This window comes from Acanthopleuribacter pedis (assembly GCF_017377855.1).
GTDB classification, from domain to species: Bacteria; Acidobacteriota; Holophagae; order Acanthopleuribacterales; family Acanthopleuribacteraceae; genus Acanthopleuribacter; species Acanthopleuribacter pedis.
Genome location: NZ_JAFREP010000014.1, coordinates 285,495 through 305,938, shown reverse-complemented (window position 1 = coordinate 305,938; position 20,444 = coordinate 285,495). Strand labels below are relative to the sequence as shown.

The following is a 20,444-nucleotide window of genomic DNA, read 5'->3' as shown; positions in this document are numbered from 1 at the left end:
AACTTACGCTTTTATTGTAATTTTTCTTAATTTTTTTTTAAACCATCGGAAAAGCCGTGCGTTACAGCAACCAGACAAGGCAAGAGCTTCTGGAGGGAGAGGAACAATGAAAAAGATGATCACCGCTTTAATGGTATTGATGATGGCCGGTACGGTTTTCGCAAACGAGACCCGTTTCTTTAACTTTGAGTTGGTCGCCAACACCGACGGCGACGAACCCACCACCATTAAACTCAACATTCCGGTCAACACGATCAAAGCATTTGACACCCAGTTCGATCAATTCCTGGTCCAAACCCATGCAACGGATGAATTCAACACCTTCACTGAACTTTGGCAGGAGATCCGCAACGTCGGCCCCAACGATTATGTCGAAATCAACCAAGGCGACGAAACGATTTTTGTTTCCACGACCGACACCGACATCATCGTCGACATCACCAGCACCGAAGAGGGCAAAATCAAAATCACCATCCCCATGGATTTGGTTGACTACCTGACCGAAATCCAATCAGGCGAAGACCTGATGGACGTGATCGACAGCTTGGAAGGTCGCGAGTTGCTGCGCATCGAAGGTGACAAAATCAACGGCCGCCTGACGATTAAATAGGTCACCCAAATGAACAGCTTTATCAGTCGCTAAGGGGTCTTTATCAAAGACGGTTTCCCAGCTATTCGGGAGACACAGAGGGTACAAAAAAGGCGGAGCCGTAAGGTTCCGCCTTTTTTGTGTTTGGCAACGAGGATAAACTGTTGTGCGACGCAAAGGCCCAAGCCGCTTGCACATCGGGAGCAGAACCATGATGGAAAAGGACCACGCCGTTTGGTGTCCTCATAAATCGTGCGATTTCATGAAACGCATCAATACCTATCCTTATGGGCACGATCCCGCCTGCTCCTTTTGCGCACTTTGTTTGGAAACCATTGACTTTTCTTTTTCAGCCCCAGACCTGAATCACCCGCGCACCGCGCGAATCAAGCACCGGTTGGACATCACCCCGCCCAAACGGGTTTCCAGAAAACGAGGTCGGCCGAACCGAGAAGGTCGCCCCCGCAACCTCGGCGACTTTAATCATCCCGTTTCACTATTTGAAACCACCGATCAAGTCCTCCTGTTCCCTTTTGCCCCCGCCGACCGTCTGATCGGGGCCTGCCCCAACTGCAACGCCGAAAACAGCGTGGTCGCCTATTGGCCGCCAACCAACAAAATATGTCCAAAATGCGGACAAGAGGGTTTGTCGCTCGGCATCCTTTATATCGAGTGCGTTAAGTAACCCCATGCAGCGCCCCAAACTAGATCGCCGCTATACGTTCGTCCTTTTGGAAAAGGGTGCAATCAAAGACTGGGTGTACTTCACCGCGGAATCGAGCGGCTATGGAGGGATCGATCTAATGTCCACCAAAGAATACCGCGACCTTCCAGGCAATGCCTTCGGCGGCATGGATTTTATGATCCTCAATTAATGTGGATGAAAAACCTAGTCTTTGCGCTTGGCGGCTTTTTGATCGAGCAGGGCGCGAATTTCATCCAACTCGGCCGCATCGACCTCGCTCTCATTTATTAAGTGCTGCATCGCAGCGGCGGGCCGACCCGAAAAGAAATTGCGCAGCAGATCGCGCCAAACCGGGCGCAACACCTCTTCCTTCTCGACCAAAGGCCGGTAAACATGGGTTTTTCCCTGGCGCTGATGGTCCAGCAACCCTTTTTTCTCCATCACCTGCATGGTGGACAAAACACTGGTATAGGCGCGCGACTTGCCGTCGGGCAACTGCTCCAAGACCTGACGGGCGGTCAGCGGACCTTCGCGCCACAACAATCCCAAAATTTGGGTTTCTAACTGCGAGGGCGGTTTTGACGACATATCACGCAACTCCGATGGATTAAGGTTCTCAAAGTACGATAACCACAGTACTTCGTCAACCTTTTCTGGTGCTTTCGCCCGTCCCCAAGCAAACCGCGTATTTTCACGCACCTTGCGCGAATTTTCCCGCGACAACAAAAAAGTGAAAACAGGCAACTTTTTGGCGTTTTCACCTTTCGTCTCAACAAAAGCCGGCGAAGTTCTCAACAAAGCATAGATCATCTGGTCAAACCAGACAACACCCCAGCGAACTTGGCGCCTTTCTTTTTTTTCTCACTCGGCTTTTTAAGCGCCAAGAATCGCATTCCCGCCGCCATGCGTTGGTACCCACCGCTTCCCAAAAGCTCCTTCCCTCGCCCTTGCGTTTTTTCGCCCAACAAAATCCCAAAGCCCATATTTCAGCTTGGTTTTTTCAGAGTTGGCACCACTAATGCTATACATGTTTACCGTCCTGAGAAACAAAACACTTTTCATCAGGAGGATGTCATGAAAGCCAACACCATTCTTAATCACATTTTTCGGTTCTTTTTTGTGGCTACCTTGACCTTTTCTTTGAATACTTTTGCAGGCAACTTGGCGGATTATCCCCAGCTCGAGGACATGCTCGAACAAGACGGTCTCGTCATGACCAACTTCACCGGTTGCCAAAACGACGGTTACCTGCTTGCCAAAGACGACGTCGATCCCGTCTACTACATCGTTCCGCCCCAAGGCGAACACCATGTCTTCACCATCACCCTCGACATGCAACGCCGCAGCCTGGTTACCGATTGCGTTTTGATCATCTGCGAAGTGTACGATGACGGCGAAGGCAACTTAAAAGTCAAAGAAATCACCATTAGACGCATTAGCGGGTTGCCTCAAAACTAAATCAAATCAGGGATGATTGATTCATTAAGTGTTCTTATCAATAGGTCCTCAAGTACTGTCATACCGACCGGAGGAAGCCATGAACACCCATACTACCTTCCATACACTTTTTCGCACCTTTGCCCTGACCTGCTTGACCTTTTCTTTGACTGCTTTTGCAGGCGACCTGGCCGATTACCCCCACCTCGACGACTTGCTCGAACAAGACGGGCTGGTTATGACCAACTTTACCGGCTGCCAAAACGACGGTTACTTGCTTGCCAATGACGACGTGGACCCTGTCTACTACATCGTCCCGCCCCAAGGCGAGCACCATGTCTTCACCATCACGCTGGATATGCAGCGCCGCAGCCTGGTCACCGATTGCGTTTTAATCATCTGTGAAGTTTACGACGACGGCGAAGGTAACCTGACCGTCAAAGAAATCACCATCAGACGCATCAGCGGGGTTCCCAAAACCTAGCCCGCTTTTCTCACAAGGCGTTCTGCTGCGAAGCATGAAACCCATGCGATTACTTCGTTTGCTCTCGGTCGTAATCTTCGCACTCACAAGGCTTTCAGCTTCTCGCGACGAATCCTCGTGAGAAATGCGGGAGCCACCCCCAACACACCTAGCAAAACAGCAAGCATCGATCTGTTCCACCACCGAGGAGGATGTCATGAATACCATCAAAAAATTTGCCGCACTGGCCGCCTTCGCCTTACTCGCCTTCCCTACCTTTGCCGGAAACGACCTTGAGCATTATCCCGAACTGCGCGCCCTTTTAAACAACGATATGTTGGTGATGAACAACTACTGGACCTGCCTGGACGCCGGCCACAACTTAAACGATGTCGAAGTTGACCCTGTCTACTACATCGTGCCCCCAACGGGGACCCACAAGGCCTTCACCGTCACCATCACCATGCGTAAAGAAAACCGCTTCGCTCCCGACGAAACCGTGATCATCGTGCTCGACATCTACGACGACGGCGATGGAAACCGCACGGTTAACGAACTGAACATCGTGAAATTGACCGGTGACCAACCCCATTAAGGAGGCGTTATTTCCCCCCGATTCCAAAAACCAAAAAACCCAGGTATGCACGCGCTACCTGGGTTTTTTTTATTGGGTTGCAAGCCGCTACTCAAATTGTTCACGAAAAGCCTGAAAGGCCGCCTTAAGCTCGCTGAGTTCGCCGGACAAGCGGCTCACTTCTTCTTCCAAAAGCGCCACTTGCTCACGCAGTTCGTCGTCGACCGGCGCCGCGGAGGAGGCGACCGGCACCGGCGGCGTGGCCGGCCCCGAGCTATAGGTCGGCGTTTCTTCCACCCGCGGCTCGCCGGCCAACAGATGGGCAAACCGCGGTTCCTTGCGGCCAGGTTGAATCGGGAGCGAGGTCACCAAGGCGCCTTGTTCGCGATTCGCGAGACTGTCGAGTGTCACCGCCACTTCCTCCAAATTTTCGAAGGGATACAAACGCCCGGTCCGACCGCGCAACTCACCCACGGTCTGCGGCCCCCGTAGCAGCAACACGGCCAAAATGGCGATTTCCTGGACCGACAGCATCAAGCGTTTTCCAATATTGTGTTCATATTTGGGAACCCGGCTGTCAACCGCGTTGACCTCGAAACCAAGGTTGTGGCTCTGCAAGCCCTGAATGGCTTTGAGCACCGCGCCGTCGCCGTATTGAACCACCGGATCGCGGTTGGATTTTTGGTTACAGGCATTCACCAAAGCATTTAACGTCAATGGGTAGTAGTCAGGCGTGGCCATTTCTTTTTCAATTAAGGCACCGAGCACACGCACTTGTTCGTCTGTTAATACAAGTTCATCCATAAGGCCTCCACATGGGCTGGGATTCACGGGACCGGCGGGCTGGGAAGGGATGATTGGCACCCATCCATCAGGTTGCCGCGTTCAAAACCAGGTCGAAAAAGGTCCGACGCGGACACGCCCGGGAACCATCAAAAAACGATTTTTCAAGATGATAGACCAAAATACACACAACCACTGTCAGAAAATAACCAGCCGCCACTTTCTCACTGCAATACAACGACCGAGCGACCTGAACCACTCCAAGAATCGCGGGCAATCAGCACATGAGTTAAAAAACCGCTGTTGTTTATCTTCTGTTAAAACGGGAACCCAGCCAAAACACATCGGTTCCCAACAATCTTTGTCGCACTCCGGGCGCGGTTCGGGTATAAATTATTCAGAGCCATTTTCCAAGCCAATCAACTTTAGCTTTTCTCATCGGTTATCTATGAATGCATGATGAGAAGAAACGCGCCCGCGGCCCCTCAGCGAAAAACGGCTTTGGCACCGATGGTTACAGCCCTCGCGTCAAGGAACCCGGTCTGTATGAAACTCGATCTCCGCGAATCTCGGCAGTTTGCCGATCACGAACAGCGGGTTGCCTTTTTGGCCGCCGACGCGTTCCATTTTTTGTGGGGCGACGATTATCCCGAACCCGATTTACCGGAGCCGATGCGGCCGCGTTTCATCAAACGCGGATCAAACCAACGTCCAGGTTACCAGCATCTTCCGCAAGGCGCCGGCGAAGAGGAACTGCTGCTCTTTTGCCGCTTGATGCGCCAAGAGTCCTTTGGCAAAACCAAACCGAGCTTGGAAACGCCGGGCGCGGAAGAACCACAACTCCTGCAGTTGTTGGCCCTGTTTTCCGGCGCGCTCGGCAGCGAGGTTTGTTTTGAAACCATCGCGGGCGAATTGCTGCGCCATGCTTGCAACCTTTTTAACGCGGTCGGGGCGGTCGTCCTCACCTTGAATGAAGACGGCGGCGGCTTGCGATTTGCGGCCAGCTACAGCGTGGATCCCCATGTATCGCGAAAAATTTCGAACTTGGAGATTCCGACCGGGGTCGGCATTACCGGCTGGGTCATCGATCATAAGCAGTCCTTCCTCTGCCACGACGTAACCTCGGAGCCCCTTTTCCGGCCAGGCGTTAGCAAAGAACTGGCTTACGAAATCAATGCCTTGATGGCAACCCCCATTTTGGCCGGGGACCATGTGATGGGTGTCCTCCAGTTCGTCAGCACCCAAATTCACTGTTTTGACGAGACACAAATTCCCATTTTAGAAATGGTCGCGGCCATTGTATCCGTGTTTTTGGAACGGGCCAACCTTGACTCGGAGCGCAAAGACATGGCACGCGTTACCGGAACCGCCGAGGTTGCGAACTCGGTGTTGCACAACATCGGCAACATTCTCAATTCCCTCATGGTGTCTTGCTCGTTGGTCGATTCGCGCCTGCGCCAATCAAAAATGCCGCAACTCATCCGCGCCCACGAGGTTTTCGAAGAACACATCAACGACTTGGCCGATTTTTTCACCAACAATCCCAAGGGTGAAATCCTGCCGCGGTTTTTGCTGAAAGTCGGCAACCAATTGGCAAAAGACCACGACATGCTGAGCAACGAGATCCGCAAAATCAATGAAAAAGCCACCCTGATGCGGGACATTATCGAAACCCAACAGACCATTTCCAAAATCGGCGGTTCGGAAATCCAGGCCGTGGTTCAGGTCATCGACGAGGCGATCAGCTTGCAAAGCAATTTCCTCGAACGCCATAAGATTTTGATAAAACGCGATTTCCGCACGGACAAACCGGTGCGCGCCTCCAAGGCCAAACTCATCCATATTTTGGTCAACCTCATTAAAAATGCGGCCGAAGCCATGAGCCATCTGCCGCCGGAAGCACGCGCCCTGGCCGTCTCTCTAGAAGAAAACGACGAAGGCGAGGTCCTGGTCCATGTCCGCGACGAGGGGATCGGCATCGAACCCGACCATTTGGCTAAAATGTTCACACACGGTTTTACAACCAAGGAAAGCGGGCATGGATTCGGGTTACATTTTTGTGCCAACGCCATGGAAGAAATGCGCGGTCGCATTTCCGTGCACAGCGACGGTCCCCATTGCGGGACCACCTTTACCTTGGTTTTCCCACCCGTCCCAAAACGCGTGTAAGCTTCGAGGATCATCGTCAAGGCAACCCTTCGCGACGCTTCGCGCTTGCAAAAGCAGGCATTAACGGCTGAAATGGAGCCAACCTTTCAGACAGGCATTGCCCCGCATCGGCCCTCATGGGCCGGCGCGATGTGCGAGCACAATTCAGCGTGGGATGGAGAAGACAATCATGAACGTGGGTTTTTGGATACAGCATCGAGCCGGGGTCATCGGCGTCCTACTTTTATTGCTCCTAGCTGCTTGCGGCCCTCAGGGGAAAAAAACAACCTCAGCACCCGCGCCAACCGCGCGTCCCACGCAAGCGGCCCAACCCGAGCCGGAAGCCAAACCGACCCAACCCGAGCCGGAAGCCAAACCGAAACCGGTTGAACCAAAACCGGAGCCTGTCAAACCTGAATCCAAGCCCGTCGACAAACCCGATCCCAAACCCGTCGTCGAACCTGAACCTAAACCCGATCCCAAACCCGTCGCTAAGCCTGAACCACAACCCGAACCCAAGCCCGTCGAGAAACCCGATCCTAAGCCCGCCGCGAAACCAGAACCCAAGCCCGCCGCGAAACCAGAACCCAAGCCCGCCGCGAAACCAGAACCCAAGCCCGTCGCGAAACCAGAACCCAAGCCCGTCGCGAAACCAGAACCCAAGCCCGCCGCGAAACCAGAACCCAAGCCCGCCGCGAAACCAGAACCCAAGCCCGCCGCGAAACCAGAACCCAAGCCCGCCGCGAAACCAGAACCCAAGCCCGCCGCGAAACCAGAACCCAAGCCCGTCGCTAAGCCTGAACCCAAGCCCGTCGCTAAACCCAAACCGACACCCGCGCAACCCAATGGTGTTATCAGCGGCGAAGTCTTGTTTACCGGTCGCTCCAAACGCAAACTGGACCTGGCCGAGGAAGCAATCGCCCTGGTGATAATGGACAGTGATCAAAACATTCCCGCCGACATCGTTGCCAAAGACTACCAAATCGTTACCAAGGACAAAACCTTCCGCCCCGGTTTACTGGTTGTCCCCCGCGGCGCCACCGTCCAATTCCCAAACCAAGACCCCATCATTCACAACGTGTTTAGCGTTTCCAAGGAAAATAAGTTCGACGCGGGACGCTACAGCAAAGGAGAAGGAGCCAGGCACACCTTCCTCTATGAGGGTCTGGTGCGCGTCTACTGCAACGTCCATCACAGCATGAACGCCATGATTTACATCAGCAACAATCCCTTCTTTACCTATGCCGACGAAGACGGACGCTTCGAAATCAAAGGCTTACCCGACGGCACCTATACCTTGGCCGCCATCCACAAGCTCACCGGCTTATCCAAAACCGAGGTGGTTGTGGCCAACGGTCGCGCCGAACCCGTCAACATCGAGCTAAAAGTCCGCAGCCTGCGGCTCAAGCCACACCTCAACAAAGAAGGCAAGCCCTACGAAAAACGCAAAGGCGAGCGTTATTGATCTTTTTGGCAACCTTTGGGTTAGGATATAGCGTTATCTCAGTATGCCCTGCATGCTTTTCCTCGTTTTCAGCGGCAAGTCCCACGTGATCGCACTGAATGCGACCGCCCCAGAAGCCGGCGAGGAGGGCGATTCCGTTCCCGAGACCCGTTTTGAGGCACGTTATGCACTTATCGTTTAATCACAAAGTCTTGTTCGCCATCTTGTTTGTCACCGTTTTGCTCACCGCGTCCATGCTGTTTTTTTTGAACCAACAGACCAGCAGCATCGCTCAAGATGAAATTCGCGACCGCCTCCAGTTGACCCACGCCATTTACAGCAACTACCAACAACGAATCGCCGAAAAACTCAAAGCCGTCAACACCTACGTTTCGGGCAACGCCGCCTTCCAGGCCTATATGATCGAAGCCATCGAGAGCAACGCACCCGAATCCGCCGCGGACCAATTTAGCGAAATTCAGCGTTTTTCCGGGGCCGAGTTCATGTTGGTGCTCAATGAAGAAGGCGGCGCCGTGGTGGATACGTCCGGGGAAATCGCAACCAACGCGGCCGGCCCCGTCACCGCCATGGTCGACGCACTCATTACCCGCGCCGAACAAGGCGAAGAACCCGTGGTCATTGATCGCCTCTACTCCAACGGGAAACTGTACGATTGCGTGCTTTCACCCCTCAGCACACCCGACGGCTTTTTGGCCGGCTTTGTCATCGTCGGCTATCAAATCACCGACGCAACCGCCGCACAAATCGGCGGAATCGCCAGTTGTAACGTGGTTTTTTTGGTTAACCGCCCCAGCGGGGAACTGGACCTGGCGGCCCAATATTTCAAGGACGACGTGGCCGTCGGCGCCATGCGCAGCACCTTGGAATCGCTGGCTGAACCCGCGGACCAAACCGCCTTCGAAATTCACATTCAAGATGTCGCCTTCAAAGCTTCCGCCACCGACATCGTCGCCGCCTCCGGCAAACAAATCGGCCGCCTCATTATCCTCAAATCACTGGCCAACGAATTGGCTCCCTTCCGCTCGATTCAGTTCGGCATGATTATCATCGCCGCCATTGCCCTGGTGTTCCTGGTCCCCATCAGCCTGATGGTGGCGCGCCAAGTCACCCGACCCGTCAGCTTGCTGGTGAACCACATCGAACAGGTTCGCCAAGGCGATTATGGGGACGCCGCCATTCTGGTCGACCGCCACGACGAAATCGGTACCATGGCCAACGCTTTTCGCGAGCTGGTGCGTGAATTACGCGAACAACAGGAACTGATTCAATTCCTGGAACGCGCCGCCCAGGAAGGCGCGGCAAATAGCGGCACCTTGATGGACTCCATGATGGCAACCTTGGACGGGGACCCAACCCAAATTCTGGGCGGCAACGAAATTACGGCCCGCACCAACCAAACCAGCATCACCTCGCAAATTCACGAGGCCGTCATGCGCAGCATGGAAACCGGTCGCAGCCTGCCCTCCGGTTTTGCGTTGAGCCAACGTTACGAGGTTATTTCGGAATTGGGTCGCGGCGGTATGGGCGTGGTGTACAAGGTGAAAGACCACACCCTTGACGAGGTTGTCGCGGTCAAGATGTTGTTGGTTGACCGCGAATCCGAAAAGAAAATGATGATCAAGGAAACCAAGCTGGCCAGACGGGTGACCCACCGCAATGTCATTCGTATTTACGACCTCGGCGAAATCGAAGGTGTCCAATTTATCAGCATGGAATTTGTCACCGGCGAAACGCTCAAGGCCCTGCTCAAAAAAGTCCGTCCGCTGCCGCTGCGCATTGGCATTCGCATTCTTTCGCAAGTCTGCGAGGGCTTGCGCGCGGCCCACGAGGAAGGCGTGGTCCACGGCGATATCAAACCGGAAAACATCATGCTCAACACCGCGCGCGGTGTCGCCAAGGTGATGGACTTCGGGGTCTCGCGTATTGCCAAAGGCGATGAGGACAACCGCGTCACCGGGACCCCCACATACATGGCGCCGGAACAGTTCAACGGTGAAATGTCGCCGCTTTCCGATATTTACGCCATCGGCATCATGGCCTTTGAAATGTTCACCGGAAAACGTCCCTTTAAAGCGCGTACCATGATCGAGCTACTCAACATGCACCTAAACGAAATGCCGCCCGCGCCGCGTGCGATCAACCCAAACATTCCCGAGGCGCTCGAAGCCCTTATTTTCAAAGCCATTGCCAAAGAACCGGGCGAACGTTTCACAGACCTTGCCGAGATGCGCAAGGCATTGAAACAAATCCCCACGGAATAGTGCGAACCCTCGGCTGAAAAATTTGGATGAGGGCAAACTATTTTTTGGATCACCGCGACTAAACCAACATGGCGATCCCTCTGTTTAATTCTTCAAGCCTTCACCTGGACGCCGGTCTCGGCAAAAAACCATTGTCACCGCCCATCTGACTTTTTTATGATGGACGGACGAATCAATCGTCAACGCGGAACCTTATTCCAAGAATCCCTACAACCTTTCGCGACCCTTTTCATCATTTTTTCGCGATTTATGACCACCCTTGAACCAAATGCCTCGCTCCTCGCGCGTTTATCATACAACCGGGCCCGTCGCACCGATGTCCCCTCCCCCGTCGTTTCGCACCCCTCAATCCATTCCCAATGCCACCGCAACCCATGATTGATTCTCGCAGCGAGGGAACCTATGGATCATTTTCACAAATTGGATGGGCGATGCAATTGCGGCAACATTCGTTTCCGCTACTACTCCCCGGCCTCCTTGGCCGATATTGTCTTGCGCGCCTGTAAATGCCGGGCCTGTACCAAACATGGCGGTCGTTGGTTATCGCATCACCACGGCATCTTGGTTGCCGAGGTCTTCGACGAGGAACTGATTCGGTTGGTCCAATTCTGCAACAGCGAATCGGACTTCTACGCATGCCACGCCTGCCATGTGGCGCCTTTTGTGTTGTGTCGCAGCGAAACCGACCCACGCGCGGTGCTAAACGCCAACACCCTGGATGATTTCTGCGCGATTGACTGCAATACCCATTACCACGACTACAGCAGCGAACCCACGGCGCGCCGTAACGCGCGTCGGGCGGTTGAGTGGATCAACAACGTGACCCTGACCTTCCCCAGCATTCACGAAACCACCGAGGAACCCTGGGCCTTGACCCACGTTTGAACCCGGCGCATCGCAAGTCAGCTTAAGCCGGCTCCACCTCATGCCGTGTGATTTCATCGCGCAATAGGGCGTAATCCGGCGAGAGGTAAAAAGCGAGCAATGCCTGAACCCGCTGAAGCGCATCACCAAAGGCCGGCGAAGCCACCTCTTGAATGTGCGCCAGTCCGCCCAAGCCCTCGTCCTCCAGGCGCCGAAACCCCTCGCGTAAATTAGAGTGATCCAAAAAAATCGCCCGTATCGCGGCCAAGGGATCGCCACACAACAGCAAACCGGCGCGATCCGCGGTCAATTGAAGGACCCGTTGGGTGGTCACCAAGGTCTCGTTCTCAAGACTCAAATTGGTGTTGGGGTTCCGCGCTTCGCCTCCGGTGTTTTCGTTCCATTTTCCCACGGCCGCCTCGGCAAAACCCAAGGCACCCAAGACCTTCCCCAACGCGCCGCTTTGGGCCGCCGTCACCGCCTTGGAAAAACCGCTCAACAAACTCACCCCTTTGAGCAGCGGCACCACCGAAAAGACGATATCCAGGCCGCTGCGCCCCTTGTCCCACGCCCCGGCCCACACATCGGCGGGTCGGAAGCGACCGTGCTTAAAGCGAATGTGCGCCAACTCGGCGGCAACCACAAAACGCAACTCATTTGGACGAAGAAAGTAATCACTGTTTGCATTCAAATGGTCGCCACCCAGCAGCAGAAACGGGGGCGATCCTTCAAAGCCTCGGGTTCCAATCGATTGGTCACCGCGGGAAAGGTAAACCTCAACCCCCTCCAAACCCAACACAAGCGCGGCGTCACGCACCGCCCGGCGCAGGATGGGAAAACGATCTTGATTGAGCCGCTCACAAAAGTTGCGCAGGGCGCCGCGATCCGGCGCCTCGGCCTTGGCAAGGGCTTGCTGAACCTTGGCCAACACGCCGCCTTGGCGTACCAACGGGTGCTGTAACTGCTCCTTTCCTTGTTGGTCGGTCAAGGGCAAGAACATCGCGGCATCCATCGTTGCCGAGGTTTCGGCCCGCAGGTGGCCGCGTCGCAACAGATCGGCCAGCCTCTGGTAACGCGCGTCGCCGTCCTTGCCGCCATCACTCGCCTTGAGCATTAAGTAATGCGCATTCAGGGGATTGGTCATCACAAGCTGATCCAAACAATCCCGCCACGCCTGACTTTGCGGCAATTCGAGGGAGAGTTGGAGGTCGAGCAGCCGCGCGCGGAAGGAACGCCCACCCGCGGGTCCGGCGAAATTTTGAACTTCCGCCATTTGCTCCGACGGCAATTGGTTGAGCCGTTCGACCAACAGTGCTCGGGCCTCATTGGTTTCAGCCGCCCGTTTCAGATGCGCGGCCAGCGCCAAATCCAATGCGGCCAGCCGGAAGGGTTCTTTCTCCGCGGCGACGGCACGCTGGTGCAGGGCGCGGTGAAACGCCAAACTCCAATCGGGCGGGACCAGGTCGCTTTCCAACGCCTGCTCCAGGAGCAACCACTCCAGTTCCAGTTCAAACGACCAGCCCGTTAATGCCTCGGCCCAGGCCAAGCCGTTTGGAAAATGCCGCTGCAGCAAGCGCAACCAATGATCCCGTTCGTTTTGGTCCGTTTGGTTCTCGTCCAAAGACCAAGCCAAAAACCCCGACAAGGGATCCCCCACCTGGGCCGCGCGTCGCAGCAGTTCAAGCACCGTGGCCCTGGCTTTTTTGCCCGCGTACATCCCGTGCAGTCGGGCAAGTTCACGGTAAATCTCGGGCAATCCCGAACCCGCCATTTCACTGAGCTCTCGAAACAATCCGGCATTGCCCAGCCCACTCTGAAACACCTCTCCCCCAAAGGACAAGCGCGCGTAGGGTCGCGTTGCCTCGCAAACCAAGGTCGTTTCCACGGCGACATGCATCAAACCATCACCTATTTCACTGATCGCCACCAAACCGGCGCGACGATCCGTCATAAAAAAAGTATAAGGTACCTTCACCTTGCCCAAAATCGGCGAATCAACCGTTGTTTTGGTGCTGGTCTCTAACCAGACCAGCAAGGTTTCGCGCGGGGCGAGATGGGCGCGAAGCCAGTAGCCGGCCACGGTCGACGGCTTTCCCAAATAACGGTTCTCCAACTTATTCAGCGGCGCGCCCGTCATCCCGTTCGCTACCTGAAAATGGGCCAGCAGCAGTTGCACTTTGCTAGAACGACCCGTCGGGATCGACAACCGGTTGTTGTTCCAAAGCAACACATCGCCCATCAACTTTTTTTCCAGCTTCAATTCATCCGGGCGAAGCTGATGATGCCAACCGGAAATCCCCGCGCGGGTGGCCACCAAAAAAAGGCCGCGGTTGGTCAAAACCAAAACCGGATCATGGTAACCCGTCGCCGCTAACGGCCCTTTTAGTTGCTGGCTCTCGCGCACCATGCCTAAACCGGACGAAGCAATCCAATCAAGATCCGCCTGTTTCATGACCCCCCCTGGGTTTCATTATCTTGAACGCGCATCCTCCACCGGAAGTTCCACGACGGCGCCGGCGGACCCATCGGCCCCCCAACGATGCCGGCGCCCACGCACCCATCCCGGCAAAAACCGCCGCCGGCCAAAGCCGCCTAAGCCGCCTGACCTCGGGCCAACCGGTGCAAACATACCCAAACGCGGCGCGGTCGGTGCGGGCAAAGGGTCAGGAACCCGCCAACCACTTCTCTTCCAAGGACCGAATTCTTTTCAATATATCCTTGGCGTTAAACGGCTTAAGCACAATCATATCGACCCCGAACCGCGAAGCTTCCAACAACTCCTCACGGTTGCGGTTACCGGTCAAAACCATGGTGAAACGGGGTTTGACCCGGGCCTGGACGGCGGCTTGCAAAACCTGTGCACCGTCCATCACCGGCATTTTGAGATCAATGATCAGCAGATCAAAAGTGTGTTGTTCCATGCGACCGACAGCATTTTCGGGCTTATTTTCACGCGCCACCTTGTAATTTTTCGTTTCCAAGATGCGGGCCACCAGATCGGTAATGTAATGGGAATCGTCAACCACCAATACACTTTTGATTAGCTGGACACGCAGTTTCTCATTTAGCGGAATCTGCATCGCATTCCGCGCCGCTTGAGCAACAGCCATGTTCGGATGCTTGAGGTATTGCTCAATCTTAGCCCGCATCGAGGGCAAGCCGAGTTTGCCCGCAACTTGGATCGCCAAAATTTCCATTTTGTGGGTCTCCTCGTGATGATCGAGGAACTCGCGTAAACCGACCACCAAGGGTAGGATCATGGCTTCGTTGTCGAGCAGCATATCGGGATGGTAGGTTTGCTCCAGTTCCCGCAACGCCTGAACCTTTTCAAACTGAATGTCTTTCTGGAAGCGTTCGATAATTTCCCCAAACCGCGCGCGCATCGCTTCTTTTTTGCGCAAGTCCTCCAAACGAATGTTGATCCGGGTGACGAAGCGGCGCAATTGTTCCGGTTCGTCCTTGGCCCGTTTGTCTTTGAGTTTGTAAAGCGCCTGCTGGAAAATGGCCGACCACTCCGGTTCACCAACCTTTTCCCAAGCCACCTGGTCCATTAACTGCAAGGTACGCCGCCGCACATCTGCATGTTCATGACTGAGGGCTTGTTCCCAAAAGTTTTGGAAGGACAGCATCGCCTCGGTCCGTGCCGGGTTCTCTTTGAGTTCACTTTTCCAAAGCGCGACAAATTCATCGAACATTTCCGGGAAATTACGCTTCGGATAATCCTGTAATGCTTGGAAAATCATCGCGTCGCGATGCTGTTCACCGCCCGCGACGAACAGGGTCCGCATCGCCTGAAAACGAACCTTGGCTTGATTGGGCGGCATCATAAACCGCTGAACCGCCAGGGCGGTTTCCGAACGTTCAAACGCCTCCAAGGCCTCGAGCACCACCAGCATGAAACTGACCGATTGTTCCAGCTTGAGCAAGTCGAGCAGGTCTTGGAAACAGCTCTCAAGCTGATGTTCGGCAATGGTTTTGACCACATCGGCGCGAACCGCAACCGATTCATGCTCAAGCAAAGGACGTAATACCTTTTGGGGTTCCTTGCTTTTGGCGACCAGGGCCAGCGCGGTTTGACGAACCCCGCTGTCGCCCGCGTTGCCGGCCAACTCGGCAACCGAATCGGGCACCGTTTCCAGTTCAAAGTGCAGTAAAGCCTCCAACACTTTTTTGGCCTGGGTTGGATCCCCCTGAAGATACGCCAAAAGCCGCGCTTTGGCACTCGCGCTTTCCAAGCCCGCCAGCGCGGAAAAAATCAGGGTCTCCCGTTCAGGCAGCGAGGCGGGCATCATTTTTTCCAAAACCGCGATAAAAGAATCGGATTCTTTTTGCCGGTTGATGTGGGACATCGCCGAGACAATTTCGTGGAGCCGTTCACCCGAATGCTCAATCCGGTTTTTAACCGCACCGCGCAGGCGTTCCCGCTGAACCTTGGTCACCTGCGTATCCTCGTCGATCAGATTCAGCAGCACGAACTTGGCCTGGTCGTACAAGGAGCCGGCGCGAAAACCAAAAGCGACCAAAATATATCCGACCACGGTATCGAACTTCTTGGTACGCAACTCCTCGCGCAAATCGTCGCGGTCGCTATCGCGCCAACCGGTATCGACCAAATCTTCGACCTCTTTCAACAGATTCAAGGCATCGTAGGTTTCCAACTTTTCGCGAAACAGCGCAAGGCTCAAAAATTGTTCCGCGTTCATGCGATCCACCGCGAGCCGCTTAAACAGCTCGGAGAGCGGATTAAACGAGGACTGATTGCCCAACTTGAGCAGGACACGCACCGCCTCACGCGAAAGGATCTCCTCATGATGACCGGCCATGCGGTTGAGAAACGGCACGTAGTCGGGGTGCGGCTGTTTGATCATCATGTCCGCCGCTTGTTTGACCCGCTTGGGATTGCGCGCATGCTTCTCAAACTCACGCATGTAGTTGTATTCTCGAAACTTGGCTTTAAGCTTTCCCATCGAACGCTGCCACTGCATGCGACAGTCCGGCGGCAATCCTTCTTCAATACCTTCCAAGGCGTCAATGGCCCGGGGCACTTCTAAATTGGCGAAGTGCAGGATGTGGTTCTTGAAGTAAAGCGGGTTTTTCTCTTTGCGGATAATGGTAATCAGGTGTTCGAGGAGATCTTCGCCACCATCGGCGATCATCAGTTGGTAGACGGTATCGCGCAACTTGGCGTCCACCTCAAACAGGGTGTTCATCAGATCGGTCACCGCGGTTTCGCGAAACCGGCTCAGTCCCTCACGAACAATGGATTTCACATCATCGAGACGGCCGTCGCGATTGGCTTTGATGATGTACTCCATGAACTCGCCCGGCGTCATGCATATCCCTCACGGTTCAAATTGTTTGCGCCCATGAAGCGGTTCCAGCGTCGACACTTAGGGCCGCCGCGAGGGATCCAAGGTTCCAAACCAAAGCAGCGTGCTGGTGACAAGGCTCAATAAGAAATGGTTCATGGGTATAGAAAACAACGGCAGGCGGCGCACAATAGTTAAGTAAAACCGCCTCGCACCGGAAAAAGTCAGCCGGCTCGCTCGGAATCGCCTCGAATGAGCCGCGGTGGAAAAGCCGCGGGTCGTGGTAAACCCACGCCCCGCGGCCGGCTCATCAGGTCATTCCTCGCGGTTTCCACGAGAAAAGAGCGGGCGCAAGCCGCGCTTCCGTTAAGCATGTTAACGGTTGGTTTGTCCCTCCAAACGCGACACCCGCTCATTGAGTCGGTTCACATGGCCTTCCACGCGGATTTGAAGTTCACGCGATTCCGTGCGCTGTTGTCGGCTGTTTTTCTGGAGGTTGCGGGTAAGTTCCAAGGTCTGATGGGTCACGTGGGCTAAGTTGGTTTGGTGCAACTCGCGGCCCGCGTGCAGTTGTTGTTCGACCTGAACGACTTGCCGTTCAAGCGTACTCAGCGTTTGGTCAAATTTAACGGCGTAATAACCAAGTACCGCCGTAAACAAACCAAGCAACCAGGTAAAGGGATGAAATTCAGGGCGTTGTCGGCGCGGGGGCGGCGCCTCGCCCACGCCGTCGGACAAGGGACCCACCACGCGCCGCGGCGGGTGAGGCGTTTGATCGAGAAGAGCCGGCTCAGAAAAATTGGGGGGAACGGTTTTGGACATACATCACCACATCCATCAAGATGCCCCGCAAGGGCGCATCCATCGGTGAACCTCCGACGCAAAGTCGGCGTAGCAGGTGCCACACCCCACCGCGCCTTGCGAGGTTCCGGGTTGGCTGAAAAGCAGCGGAAAAGACCATTAGAGGAATTGAGAAAAAAGGGTGATCACCAAGGGAGAACCTTGACAGCGACGGTTCTATAAGGATGAAATAAGCGCAATCTCGTCACTTCATGTGTTCTCAACAGACGCGTTCATCTTAGGGTTAACCTCTTAAAAAACCAAGGAAATCGCATCATCGGTTGTTTTCGGGAGCGACCCCTGGTTTTCTCGGCAAGCCGCTCGCTCGATAACGCATTGGGTCGAGAGCACCTTACATACGTCCCTATGGGCGTTTTTGATTCTGCCGGATCGCGCGGCCCGCCGCCGCCGGCCACGGCGCACCTTTGGTCTCCATGTTCACCATTCGGATTCTTGAACGAACGACACGCCCCGTAAAGAGACGTGCTCGCCGCAACACCGAGAACCGCCCCCCTAACCCCGTACTTTGTTTTATTGGAGAAACACCATGTATGCCGATCAACAATCAGCTTTAAAACGAAGCTGCTTCGTCGCGATTGCCCTCCTATTTGCACCTTTGTTCGCAAAAACCGACAACGCCTGGCCTGCCTTCCGCGGTCCCGACCTTAACGGACACAGCCAACAAAACGGCGTGTTCCAAGGAAAACGCCACCTATCCCTCAAACCTGCTTGGACCCAGAAGCTTGGCAGCGGTTACTCCGGTGTTGTCGTCGCCGAGGGCGTCGCCGTCACCATGCACAGCGATGGCACCAACGACCTAATCGCCGCCTTTGACGCCGCCTCGGGCAAACCCATGTGGCACCAAGTCACCGGCCCCATGTACAAAGGGCACGACGGTTCCCACGACGGGCCTATCGCCACGCCCCTGATTGCCGACGGCACCGTATTTACCCTGGGCACCAGCGGCAAACTCTTCGCCTACGCACTAAAAACCGGCAAAAACATTTGGACCCAAGATTTGGCCGCGGATTTTGAGGTTCGCGCCCCCTTCTACGGATTCGGTGCCTCGCCCATGATGATCGACGGCGTGTTGGTCTCGCTGATGGGCGGCGAAAACCAAGCCGTCGGTGGTTTTGACCCCAAGACCGGCGAGAACCTCTGGAAACTCGGCACCGACCAAATCAACTTCCAAGGCGTGATGCCTTGGAAATGGGCCGATCAGCCCATCTTACTGGCCGCGGGCCAAACAAAACTCTTCGGGATCAACGCCAAAAAAGGCGAATTGCTCTGGGAGTTCGCCCACGAAGGAACCGGTGGTCGCGGCGCCACCAGCTTGGTTCCCGTTCCCGCCGGACCCGGTAAACTGTTCCTCGCGCACCAAGACGACAGTTCGCAAATGGTGGAAATCGGTCGTGATGAAGCCGGCAAAGCCACCTTCAACAAAGTCTGGCAAGAGCGCACCATTCGCAACTCTTACAACGTCCCCGTCTACCACGAGGGCCACCTCTACGCCTACAGCAGCCGCTTCTTGACCTGCGTCAACGCCGCCGACGGCAAAATGGTTTGGCGCTCGCGCCCTCCCGGCGACGGCTTTTTGATTTTGGTCGACGGCCATCTCGTGATCGTCAGCAAAAAAGGCAGTGTCCACATCGTAGAAGCCACGCCCAAGGGTTATGCCGAAAAAGCCTCGGTCACCATCTCCGAGGATTTGGCGTGGAGCCACCCGGCCTTCGCCGACGGCGCCGTGTTCGTGCGCGCTCTCGACGGGCTCAGCCGGGTAACGGTCAGCGACGCCCCCGCGGTTGCCGCGGGCGAGGACAGCAGCGCACCCAAGGGTTCCGCGTTCACCCAGTTCCTCGCCAAGGTCAAAGCAGCCAAGAAGTCGGCCAAGGCACAAAAGCTGGTCGACGCCTTCATGGCCAAACAGAAGCAGACCCCCATCGTCGAAGACGGCTGGGTCCATTTCGTGTACCAAGGTGACGCCAAAGACGTTGCCATCGGCGGAGACCTCTTCGGCGCCCGTCAGGAACGCGGCATGTACCGCCTCGCCGAAACCAACCTGTTTTATTACTCGGCCGAATTGGAAGCCGACGCCATGATCGCTTATCTGTTTATCCTCGATTACAAGGACATGATCGCCGATCCCAAGAACCCCAACCAATCCGTCACCACCATGTTGGGCAAAGACATGGAAATGAGTTTTGGGCCCAACACCACGCCCATGAGCTGGGTTGCCGGCCCTGATTGGCAGGCCCCCGCCTACCTCGCAAAAACCAGCGGTAAAAAAGGCGCGCTGCACGAACACAGCTTCGACAGCGCCAAAACCGAGGGCAAGGTCACCGTTCAGGTCTACACCCCGCACGGCTACGGCGAAGGCGATACCAAATACCCATTGGCACTGATCCACGGCGGCAAAGGCGCGCTGGAACGCGGCGAATGGACCAAAGCACTCGACAACCTGATTGGCGACAAGGTCACCCCGACCGTGGTCGCCTTTGTGACCCAGGCACCGCGGTCACGTGCGTATGCAGACATGGTCACCGAAGAATTGCTGCCCATGCTCGCGGAAAAGTACAGCTTATCGGACAAGGCCGAACATCGCGCCAACATCGGCTTCGGTCCCTCCGGGTTCTCCGCGATTCTGGTGACCTTCTCTCATCCCGACAAATTCGCAAAAATCGGCACCAACTCCGCCATGATCATGGATTACACCTTTGACATGGTCCAAGGCCCCCTCGCCAACATCACCGATGAACAAAAAGAACGTTTTAAGGTGTACATGGACTGGGGCCGCTACGAGTTCCGCAACCCGCAGGAAGCGTGGGACCTCAAAGACTACAACCTCCGCTTCACCGGCATGTTGGAGAAGCAGGGTTTCACCGTATCGGGCGAGGAATTCCCCGAGGGTACCGACTGGACAAGTTGGCGCAACCGAACGGAAAAAATGATGCACACCTTGTTCCCGCTGCAAGGCTCACAAATGTAAGCCCCGCTCAAAACCCACCTAAACAAAAGGCCGCGTATTT

General features: G+C 55.3%; 16 protein-coding genes. 11 read left to right on the top strand and 5 right to left on the bottom strand.

The features are described 5' to 3' along the window. Positions 1–106: 106 nt before the first annotated feature. The 3 genes from J3U88_RS15725 to J3U88_RS15715 all read left to right on the top strand — a co-directional run bounded on the left by J3U88_RS15725 (position 107) and on the right by J3U88_RS15715 (position 1,464). Positions 107–610, top strand: coding sequence for a hypothetical protein (locus J3U88_RS15725; RefSeq protein ID WP_207859873.1), 504 nt, complete (start codon positions 107–109; stop codon positions 608–610). 190 nt (positions 611–800) lie between these two features. Further along, entirely contained in the window at positions 801–1,274 is a 474-nt protein-coding gene (locus J3U88_RS15720) for a hypothetical protein (protein WP_207859872.1), read from the top strand. Positions 1,275–1,278: 4 nt separating this feature from the next. Beyond that, the gene (locus J3U88_RS15715) at positions 1,279–1,464 is read left to right on the top strand and encodes a hypothetical protein (protein WP_207859871.1); all 186 of its coding nucleotides are present in this window, start codon (positions 1,279–1,281) and stop codon (positions 1,462–1,464) included. 14 nt (positions 1,465–1,478) lie between these two features. On the opposite strand, the gene J3U88_RS15710 is transcribed toward J3U88_RS15715, so the two are convergent. After that, a complete protein-coding gene (locus J3U88_RS15710) occupies positions 1,479–1,862 on the bottom strand; it encodes a BlaI/MecI/CopY family transcriptional regulator (protein ID WP_207859870.1) in 384 nt (127 codons plus the stop codon). 486 nt (positions 1,863–2,348) lie between these two features. Between J3U88_RS15710 and J3U88_RS15705 the strand changes: the two genes are divergently transcribed. The 3 genes from J3U88_RS15705 to J3U88_RS15695 all read left to right on the top strand — a co-directional run bounded on the left by J3U88_RS15705 (position 2,349) and on the right by J3U88_RS15695 (position 3,769). After that, positions 2,349–2,732, top strand: a complete 384-nt coding sequence (locus J3U88_RS15705; protein WP_207859869.1) for a hypothetical protein — start codon at positions 2,349–2,351, stop codon at positions 2,730–2,732. Between the two features lie 79 nt (positions 2,733–2,811). Continuing rightward, positions 2,812–3,195 (top strand): hypothetical protein, encoded by a 384-nt coding sequence (locus J3U88_RS15700; RefSeq protein ID WP_207859868.1) that lies wholly within the window; start codon positions 2,812–2,814, stop codon positions 3,193–3,195. A 196-nt stretch (positions 3,196–3,391) separates the two neighbouring features. After that, positions 3,392–3,769 (top strand): hypothetical protein, encoded by a 378-nt coding sequence (locus tag J3U88_RS15695; protein WP_207859867.1) that lies wholly within the window; start codon positions 3,392–3,394, stop codon positions 3,767–3,769. 87 nt (positions 3,770–3,856) lie between these two features. Here the strand turns inward: J3U88_RS15695 and J3U88_RS15690 are convergent, their stop codons facing one another. Next, the gene (locus J3U88_RS15690; protein ID WP_207859866.1) at positions 3,857–4,552 is read right to left on the bottom strand and encodes a YceH family protein; all 696 of its coding nucleotides are present in this window, start codon (positions 4,550–4,552) and stop codon (positions 3,857–3,859) included. Positions 4,553–5,077: 525 nt separating this feature from the next. Between J3U88_RS15690 and J3U88_RS15685 the strand changes: the two genes are divergently transcribed. The 4 genes from J3U88_RS15685 to J3U88_RS15670 all read left to right on the top strand — a co-directional run bounded on the left by J3U88_RS15685 (position 5,078) and on the right by J3U88_RS15670 (position 11,290). After that, positions 5,078–6,700 (top strand): GAF domain-containing sensor histidine kinase, encoded by a 1,623-nt coding sequence (locus J3U88_RS15685; protein WP_207859865.1) that lies wholly within the window; start codon positions 5,078–5,080, stop codon positions 6,698–6,700. Between the two features lie 169 nt (positions 6,701–6,869). Continuing rightward, complete coding sequence (locus tag J3U88_RS34670; protein ID WP_207859864.1) at positions 6,870–8,144, top strand: hypothetical protein; 1,275 nt, start codon at positions 6,870–6,872, stop codon at positions 8,142–8,144. 164 nt (positions 8,145–8,308) lie between these two features. Further along, complete coding sequence (locus J3U88_RS15675) at positions 8,309–10,405, top strand: protein kinase domain-containing protein (protein WP_207859863.1); 2,097 nt, start codon at positions 8,309–8,311, stop codon at positions 10,403–10,405. Positions 10,406–10,807: 402 nt separating this feature from the next. Beyond that, a complete protein-coding gene (locus tag J3U88_RS15670; RefSeq protein ID WP_207859862.1) occupies positions 10,808–11,290 on the top strand; it encodes a GFA family protein in 483 nt (160 codons plus the stop codon). A gap of 22 nt (positions 11,291–11,312) precedes the next feature. On the opposite strand, the gene J3U88_RS15665 is transcribed toward J3U88_RS15670, so the two are convergent. The 3 genes from J3U88_RS15665 to J3U88_RS15655 all read right to left on the bottom strand — a co-directional run bounded on the left by J3U88_RS15665 (position 11,313) and on the right by J3U88_RS15655 (position 17,400). After that, a complete protein-coding gene (locus tag J3U88_RS15665) occupies positions 11,313–13,721 on the bottom strand; it encodes a M48 family metalloprotease (RefSeq protein ID WP_207859861.1) in 2,409 nt (802 codons plus the stop codon). Between the two features lie 211 nt (positions 13,722–13,932). Then, positions 13,933–16,602 (bottom strand): response regulator, encoded by a 2,670-nt coding sequence (locus J3U88_RS15660; protein WP_207859860.1) that lies wholly within the window; start codon positions 16,600–16,602, stop codon positions 13,933–13,935. 351 nt (positions 16,603–16,953) lie between these two features. Continuing rightward, positions 16,954–17,400 (bottom strand): hypothetical protein, encoded by a 447-nt coding sequence (locus J3U88_RS15655; protein ID WP_207859859.1) that lies wholly within the window; start codon positions 17,398–17,400, stop codon positions 16,954–16,956. Between the two features lie 565 nt (positions 17,401–17,965). On the opposite strand from J3U88_RS15655, the gene J3U88_RS15650 reads away from it, so the two are divergent. After that, positions 17,966–20,404, top strand: coding sequence for an outer membrane protein assembly factor BamB family protein (locus tag J3U88_RS15650; RefSeq protein WP_207859858.1), 2,439 nt, complete (start codon positions 17,966–17,968; stop codon positions 20,402–20,404). Positions 20,405–20,444 lie beyond the last annotated feature (40 nt).